Genomic DNA, 6,645 nt, shown 5'->3' with positions numbered 1-6,645 from the left:
CATTTCCGCATGCAACCCACGAGCCCGTTACCAGACCCGCAGTTTTGGACGGGGATAGTTTTTGCGTCTAAACCAGTGGCGTAAGCCACACTATATAAAAGCGACTTCTTGTCGCACCATAATGAATTTTATCAGAAGCAAAGGGTGTAGAATTAAAAACTCTACACTCTTAATTATTTGTACATTAAATTAGTAATAACTACAAAGATAATTCCCATTGTTCTTCAATAAGTTCTTTATTTGATAAAATTAGATTCCTGGTTTCAATTAATCGAAACCCTTTATTCTCATAAATTCGCCTTGCAGCAACAAGCTCGCTATTGGTCCAGAGAACAACTTTTTTATAGTTTCTCTCCTTACAAAAATCTATAGCCGTTTGAACTAATTGTTTACCTAACCCAGTTCCTCTTAAACTAGGATCGACAAGAAACAGGCCTAATTGAGCTACATCTTCACTGACACTTTTTATACTTATTGATCCTTTTGGGCATCCATCAATATCTAAAATCCAAATATTCTCTAATGAGTTATTTGCCTTTTTAATATATTGATTCACACTATTAGAGACAAACTTTTTAAATGATAAATCGTAACTATACTCTTTATTGTAGATTTTGTAGTGAGAATCGATTATATAATCCTTATCATTTTCCTTAAAATTTCTTATCATATCTTCACCTTTTTAATTCAAGTCTACCTAATATAGACCTAAAAATATATGTATACCACATACAAAGTTAGTTAACGTAATGTGATTTACCGGAAATCACATGTAAAAAAGCCCTTTTATTAAGGGCTTTCACTTGTTTACTCTTATATATTTAATGTTACATTTTGGGAGCTTCCATACCAAAATTCGCCCATTCTTCTTTTGATGGTCCATAAATACCTGGAACGGGTAATCCTGCCTGTCTCATAAGAACGGTCATTTGTCCCCGGTGGTGGGCTTGATGTTGTATTAAAAACATTAAAAGTAACCCATTTGGTATTTTTTGACCCAAAAAGTCTATTCGTTCTTCTAACGTTTTGTCGATCCATTGAGTTTTTAATGCTTGTACAAATGCATCACTTGCTTGCTGATAGCTGTCTGCTATAAACTGAGCCGTAGTAGGAACAGGCCAATCTTCAGACGGTGCCTCAAACGTTAAGTTAGTATTTGAAGCAATTATGTGAATGGCAGCTACTGTATGCCAAGCAATACGTCCTAGAGTCCAATTCTGTGAAGTGATTTCCTGTTTAAGAGACCCATCAGTTAAATTTTTTAGTAGTCTCTGGGTAGCATTTGCTTCATATTCCCAAGATTTCAAAAAACTATCTAAACTTTGAAACATAAAAATCCCCCTTTTGTTTATCCTTTTAATTCCATTTTAACAATAGTTGTATTATAAAACATTATGTATAAGACGTTCATTCCTAGTTTACATAAAACGTATTATGTATAAGTTATTTATCTAAAAACAGAAAAAAAGCATATCAGAATAGTAGAGGAATGTCTTTTTTATTATAAAAAATATACGATTAGAGCACTACTACATATTCTGCTTGTGACTCTTTTTGACCCATATATTCTACATAAGAAACTTTTTGTCCTACTTTTAAAGAGTTGGTGTTATGAATAGAACTAAAATAAACAAATAGGTCTTCACCACCATTATCAGGTGAAATAAATCCAAAACCTTTTTCATCATCAAAATATTTTACTGTGCCTGTTTTACTTTCCAATATAAATAATCTCCTAAAAATTTTATTTAGCAATTAATTATATATGAACACAAAAATAAAATGCTTTATGTAACTAAAAAAAGCCCCATACGCCAAGGGTTTTTTCTATTTTGATGATGAATACCCTATACATTTTTAGTTACCATAATACTAATTATCGGAAATTACATGCTGAAAACCTTTTTTTGTTAAGAAAAAATTCATATCTATTAATAAGTTAGTAAATATTATCCAAGAGGTGATAATGTGGATAAGAATAAGTTAAAACTCACATCTTCTGAAATAGGGACACTATGGGGAGAGTATGTAAACGGAACAATGACGGATGTAGTAAATCGATATATGTTCTCTATTATTGAGGATGAGTCAATAAAGACCATTTTTGAAGATGCTATCAAGACCTTCGTAAACCAAAAAAAACAAATTGTAGCTTTTATAGAAAACGAAGGGTTTCCAGTTCCAATTGGATTTACTGAGTCTGATCTTAATAAAGGTACCAAGAGATTGTTCACGGACATATTCTGCTTAAATTATTTACATATCATGACGTTACATGGCTTGCTAGGACATACAACCTCATTAGGTGTTTCTGTCAGAGAAGACTTACGCCACTTCTACGATTCATGTGATAATGATGCTAAAAGGATGTATCATCAAACGATTGAATTATTACTTGAAAAAGGGGAGTTTCAGAGGGACCCTTATTTTTATCCTGCTACGAACCCTGAATATATTTCTAGCCAGGATTTTACGGATGGGTTTTTCGGGAAAGGCAGACGGTTAACGGCATTAGAAATTATAAGTATTTCTTTCAACCTTAAAAAAAGCATTATGGCTAAAACTCTTTCTATTGGATTTAGCCAGGTCTCTCAATCAAAAGAAGTAAGAAAATTTTTAGAGGATTCGGAGAAAACAGCTGATGATCAAATACAAGTCTTTTCAAAAATAATGCACGCAGATAATTTACCAGTTCCTAAATCGTGGGAGACAGAAGTAACAACTTCAACAGACTCTCCTTTTTCTGATAAATTAATGATGTATCATATTGGTTTCTTATTCCAAGCTGCACAAGCGTATCACGGAACAGGTTTAGCATCAGCCATGCGAATAGATCTTGTAGCTGCTTACGAAAGTGTTATTCTAAAGAATTTAATGGTAACAAAAAAATGGTTTGATATTATGGTGAAAAATAAATGGTTAGAACAGCCACCACTTGCTCCTAACAGAAAAGAAATAGCAAAAGAAAAATAATAAAATCTAATATTTTGAGCGAACTACTCAAGAAGCTGTAAAATTTCCATCCTTTAATGAAATTAATATAGCAGAAAAAACTCCCTTCCGCCTGTGGAGTTTTTTCTGTTTTTAACCTTATATGCTATACATGTTTAGTTAACGTAATCACAGTTATCGGAAACAAAAAGCTTCTAAGAAGGACCTTCTTAGAAGCTTTTTATTACTTACACTTTGAATTTCTTGATAAACCCATTCTAGTAGCATACTTGGATTTTTTTGTTGTAATGCTAACTAAACAAACAGCAGCCACTATTGTGAGTAAAGAAAAACTTGCAATTAAAGTGACTAATCCATTCCAACCGAAGTTACTATAGACGAACCCACTGGTCGTTCCATTAATACTTGATCCACTGTAATAAAAAAATAGATATAGCGATGAAGCTTGTGCCTTGTCATGTGTAGATACTTTACCAACCCACCCACTTGCAATAGAGTGTGATGCAAAAAAACCAAAGGTAAAAACAGCAATCCCTAAAATTTTGATCCACATAGTTGTGTTTAATGTGATACAACTACCCATTAACAAAATAATAAGAGAAATATATAATATTTTCCCTTTTCCATGTTTATCTGAAAGAGATCCCATCCATGTAGAACTAAAGGTACCGACGATATAAACAATAAATATAAATCCAACTAGTGTCTGACTCAAATTATAAGGTGGTTTAATAAGTTCAAAACCAATATAGTTGTACAAAGATGCAAAAATACTACTTACTAAAAAACCAATGATAAAGATGCAAATAAGGGCTGGTTTTTTAAGGTGGTTAAGTAGTGATTTTATAAGTTGTGTGAACACGAATTCTTTAGGTGTAAAATTGGTGGAACGGGGAAGCAATAACCAAAAGATAAGACTAGATATTAATGTAATAGCCCCAATACCAATTAGACCTGCATGCCAATTGATATAATCTGTTAATGTCCCAGCAATAATACGCCCTGACATCCCCCCAATTGAATTTCCACTTATATATAAACCCATTGCCATTCCGAGACTTTTAGGCTCAATCTCTTCACCTAAATAAGCCATTGCAACAGCTGGAAGTCCTGCTAACACAATACCTTGTAATATCCTTGTTAAAATCAACAAATGAAAATCAGGTGATAGTGCCGTTAATATAGAAAGAATAGAAGACAATGCTAAAGATAATGTCATAATGGGCTTGCGTCCAAACACCTCCGATAAAGAACCAGAGATCAACATACTGACTGCTAAAGCAATTGTTGTCGAGGAAAGCACTAAACTTGAAGTAGCTGGTGAAACCTGAAACTCTCTTGATATTTCAGGTAGTAAGGGTTGTGTTCCCCATAGTATAGCAAAGGTACTGAAACCACCTGCGAATAAAGCTAAATTGACTTTCTTAAAAGCAGTGGTTCCACGTTCAATATAACTCATTTTTATACAAACCTCTCATTTTATATATAAATTTCTATCATATCTTATCTAATAACAGCAAGTAGGATAAATTAGTAGTGGGATTTTCAAAATAGAGAAGGCTGTAAAGCTTTTTTTCAAAATCGCTTTACAGCCCGATGACTCCCTCATTTACTTAAATAACAGTTAATTTATTGTATCGTATCGTTAATCAAATCCTGTTAGGTTAACAGGATTTTTATTTAGAGAATTTTTTAATACCAGGTTTTATAAAGTTACGTTGTTTGATGCTACTATGGCATCTTTAATTTTAGTTGCAAGACCGTACATTTGTTCAGATGGAACAGAACATGCAGCGATACGAATTCCCATCGAAAGTGGTGCTACAAATATCTTTTGATCAATTAACCGATCGCTCACGTCTTCTGGCTTTTTGCAGGGGATTGTAATAAAAAAGCCAGAATAATAAGGTAATACTTCAAGGGCCACTTCCTTAGCTTCGTGAAGAAAAATATCAGCCCGTTCTTTAATTAACATATTATATTTTTCTCGTTCAGAGTTAACTTTAGTTAAAAGAAAATCATCGTTATAAATAGTAGCAAGCAAGGACATACAGCCACGGTTTACATTTGACCATCTGGCACGACTTGTTACTAAAGTCACGTTTTCAAACTCTTCAATTGCAGCTTTATCTGATGATACGCCAATTAATGCACCAGTTCGTTGACCATATGCAGTAAATCCTTTAGACATGCTAAAAGCAAACGTTACAAGTATGTTGGAAGGGAGGTTACCAAACTTTTTCATAAACGAACGTGCTTGAATAGGATTCGATGTATAATCAATGTACGCAATATCAACAACTAATGTAATAGTTTTCGTAGTATTGTGAGATTCCTGTACAATAACTTCAAGAATCTCCTCCCATTCTGTGTTAGAAATACTGTACCCCGTAGGGTTATGGTTAGGTGAATTTAAAATAACGACTAGATAATCCTGTTCTAAGAGTAAATTTTTAATTGACGTAGAGAATGATACTAAATTAAACTTCATTTGGTCATTTAATAATTCGAATGTTTGTAGAAACCTTCCAGTTTCCTTACATATAGTTGTATATGGAGTCCAATACCAATCATGAGTTAATATCGTATCACCAACGTTTGAATAATTCCAAATAGCGTTAGAGATGGCTCCAGCGCCTCCGGCACTAGCAACTGCACGTATATATGCATCTGGTGTATACTCGCCAAATGTATGTTTAATGGCAGCGTCTAAAAAAGTTGGAATACCAGCAACCGGACTATAGCTAATCATCTCTTGAATCGGCATTGTACGAAATTGCTCTTCTACAGTTGGTAGGCAAATTAATGTTCCAGTATCATCTGTAATAGCACCCATTGAAGCATCTACTACATTTTCCTTACCGTATTCAATGCTTGCTTGTTTAGCAGCCATACCTGTACCAAACAGTTTATCAACATACACTTTTCCTTGAGCATGAGGGGCAACTCTAGTTTCCATCACACAATCTCCTTCTATTTTTTTGATTGTTGGATACTAAAAGATCTATAACTAGTTAATCCAAGATTTCGCATCCTTTTTTATGGAGCATTTCATCTATCCACGTTCTATCCCAAGTTCCATTTTTAATATCAGCCATGACCTGTTCTTCTTTCGCTACTGTTTCAAGTCCTCTCTCTAGAACCTTCGGCGCATCCTTAGGATTAATAACTACAATTCCATCTTGGTCACCAACTAGAATATCTCCGGGATGAACAGTTACACCTCCACAAGATATGGGTGTATTAATTTCACCTGGTCCATCTTTATATGGCCCAGCTGGCGTTACACCTGCTGCATACACAGGAATAGTCATGTTTCTAATATGATTCACATCTCGAATAGCTCCATCGATTACAAATCCTGAAATTCCTCGTTTTTGAGCCCAGGTAATCATCAATTCTCCAATTAAAGCATTACTTGTATCACCTTTTGCTTCAACTACGATTACGTCTCCTGGAGAAGCCATATCAATTGCTTTATTCAGCATTAAATTATCTCCAGTTCGAGTTTTTACTGTAAAGGCCGTTCCAACAAGTGATGCTGAGTTATAAGCTCTAATCTTATCTCCCATACAAAATGTACGATTCATCGTATCCGCAATATTAGATACGGGAATGTTGGTAAAAGAATCAATTAAATGTTTAGACGGACGAGAGATATGTTGATAAATTCTAAATCCGACATTGCTCATG

At 34.1% G+C, this 6,645-nt stretch carries 7 protein-coding genes; 1 reads left to right on the top strand and 6 read right to left on the bottom strand.

Features of this window, described 5'->3' with window-relative positions; all coding sequences use genetic code 11:
* Window positions 1–199: 199 nt before the first annotated feature.
* From ACN6NE_RS28825 to ACN6NE_RS28815, 3 genes are all read right to left on the bottom strand, one after another.
* Window positions 200–670, bottom strand: a complete 471-nt coding sequence (locus ACN6NE_RS28825; RefSeq protein WP_136790393.1) for a GNAT family N-acetyltransferase — start codon at window positions 668–670, stop codon at window positions 200–202.
* A gap of 157 nt (window positions 671–827) precedes the next feature.
* Window positions 828–1,331 carry a DinB family protein gene (locus ACN6NE_RS28820; protein WP_474328777.1) on the bottom strand — a complete coding sequence of 168 codons (504 nt, stop codon included), beginning with the start codon at window positions 1,329–1,331 and terminating at the stop codon, window positions 828–830.
* 187 nt (window positions 1,332–1,518) lie between these two features.
* Complete coding sequence (locus ACN6NE_RS28815; RefSeq protein ID WP_474328775.1) at window positions 1,519–1,722, bottom strand: cold-shock protein; 204 nt, start codon at window positions 1,720–1,722, stop codon at window positions 1,519–1,521.
* A 246-nt stretch (window positions 1,723–1,968) separates the two neighbouring features.
* Between ACN6NE_RS28815 and ACN6NE_RS28810 the strand changes: the two genes are divergently transcribed.
* Complete coding sequence (locus ACN6NE_RS28810; protein ID WP_474328773.1) at window positions 1,969–2,973, top strand: DUF3231 family protein; 1,005 nt, start codon at window positions 1,969–1,971, stop codon at window positions 2,971–2,973.
* Window positions 2,974–3,175: 202 nt separating this feature from the next.
* Here ACN6NE_RS28810 and ACN6NE_RS28805 read toward each other — a convergent pair whose 3' ends face one another.
* The 3 genes from ACN6NE_RS28805 to ACN6NE_RS28795 form a co-directional block, all read right to left on the bottom strand.
* On the bottom strand, window positions 3,176–4,411 hold the full coding sequence (locus ACN6NE_RS28805) for an MFS transporter (protein WP_474328771.1): 1,236 nt from the start codon (window positions 4,409–4,411) through the stop codon (window positions 3,176–3,178).
* Window positions 4,412–4,657: 246 nt separating this feature from the next.
* The gene (locus ACN6NE_RS28800; protein WP_474328770.1) at window positions 4,658–5,911 is read right to left on the bottom strand and encodes a pyridoxal phosphate-dependent aminotransferase; all 1,254 of its coding nucleotides are present in this window, start codon (window positions 5,909–5,911) and stop codon (window positions 4,658–4,660) included.
* A 55-nt stretch (window positions 5,912–5,966) separates the two neighbouring features.
* A complete protein-coding gene (locus ACN6NE_RS28795) occupies window positions 5,967–6,644 on the bottom strand; it encodes an RraA family protein (RefSeq protein ID WP_474328768.1) in 678 nt (225 codons plus the stop codon).
* Between the last annotated feature and the right edge of the window lies 1 nt (window position 6,645).

It is taken from the genome of Priestia sp. 53B2, from assembly GCF_056099005.1.
This window is presented reverse-complemented; position numbering and strand designations above follow the sequence as displayed.

Bases quoted from the DNA above. Each gene is read 5' to 3' on its own strand.
- ACN6NE_RS28800 (WP_474328770.1), bottom strand. From the start codon at position 5,911: ATGGAAACTAGAGTTGCCCCTCATGCTCAAGGAAAAGTGTATGTTGAT.
- ACN6NE_RS28820 (WP_474328777.1), bottom strand. From the start codon at position 1,331: ATGTTTCAAAGTTTAGATAGTTTTTTGAAATCTTGGGAATATGAAGCA.
- ACN6NE_RS28795 (WP_474328768.1), bottom strand. From the start codon at position 6,644: ATGAGCAATGTCGGATTTAGAATTTATCAACATATCTCTCGTCCGTCT.
- ACN6NE_RS28805 (WP_474328771.1), bottom strand. From the start codon at position 4,411: ATGAGTTATATTGAACGTGGAACCACTGCTTTTAAGAAAGTCAATTTA.
- ACN6NE_RS28825 (WP_136790393.1), bottom strand. From the start codon at position 670: ATGATAAGAAATTTTAAGGAAAATGATAAGGATTATATAATCGATTCT.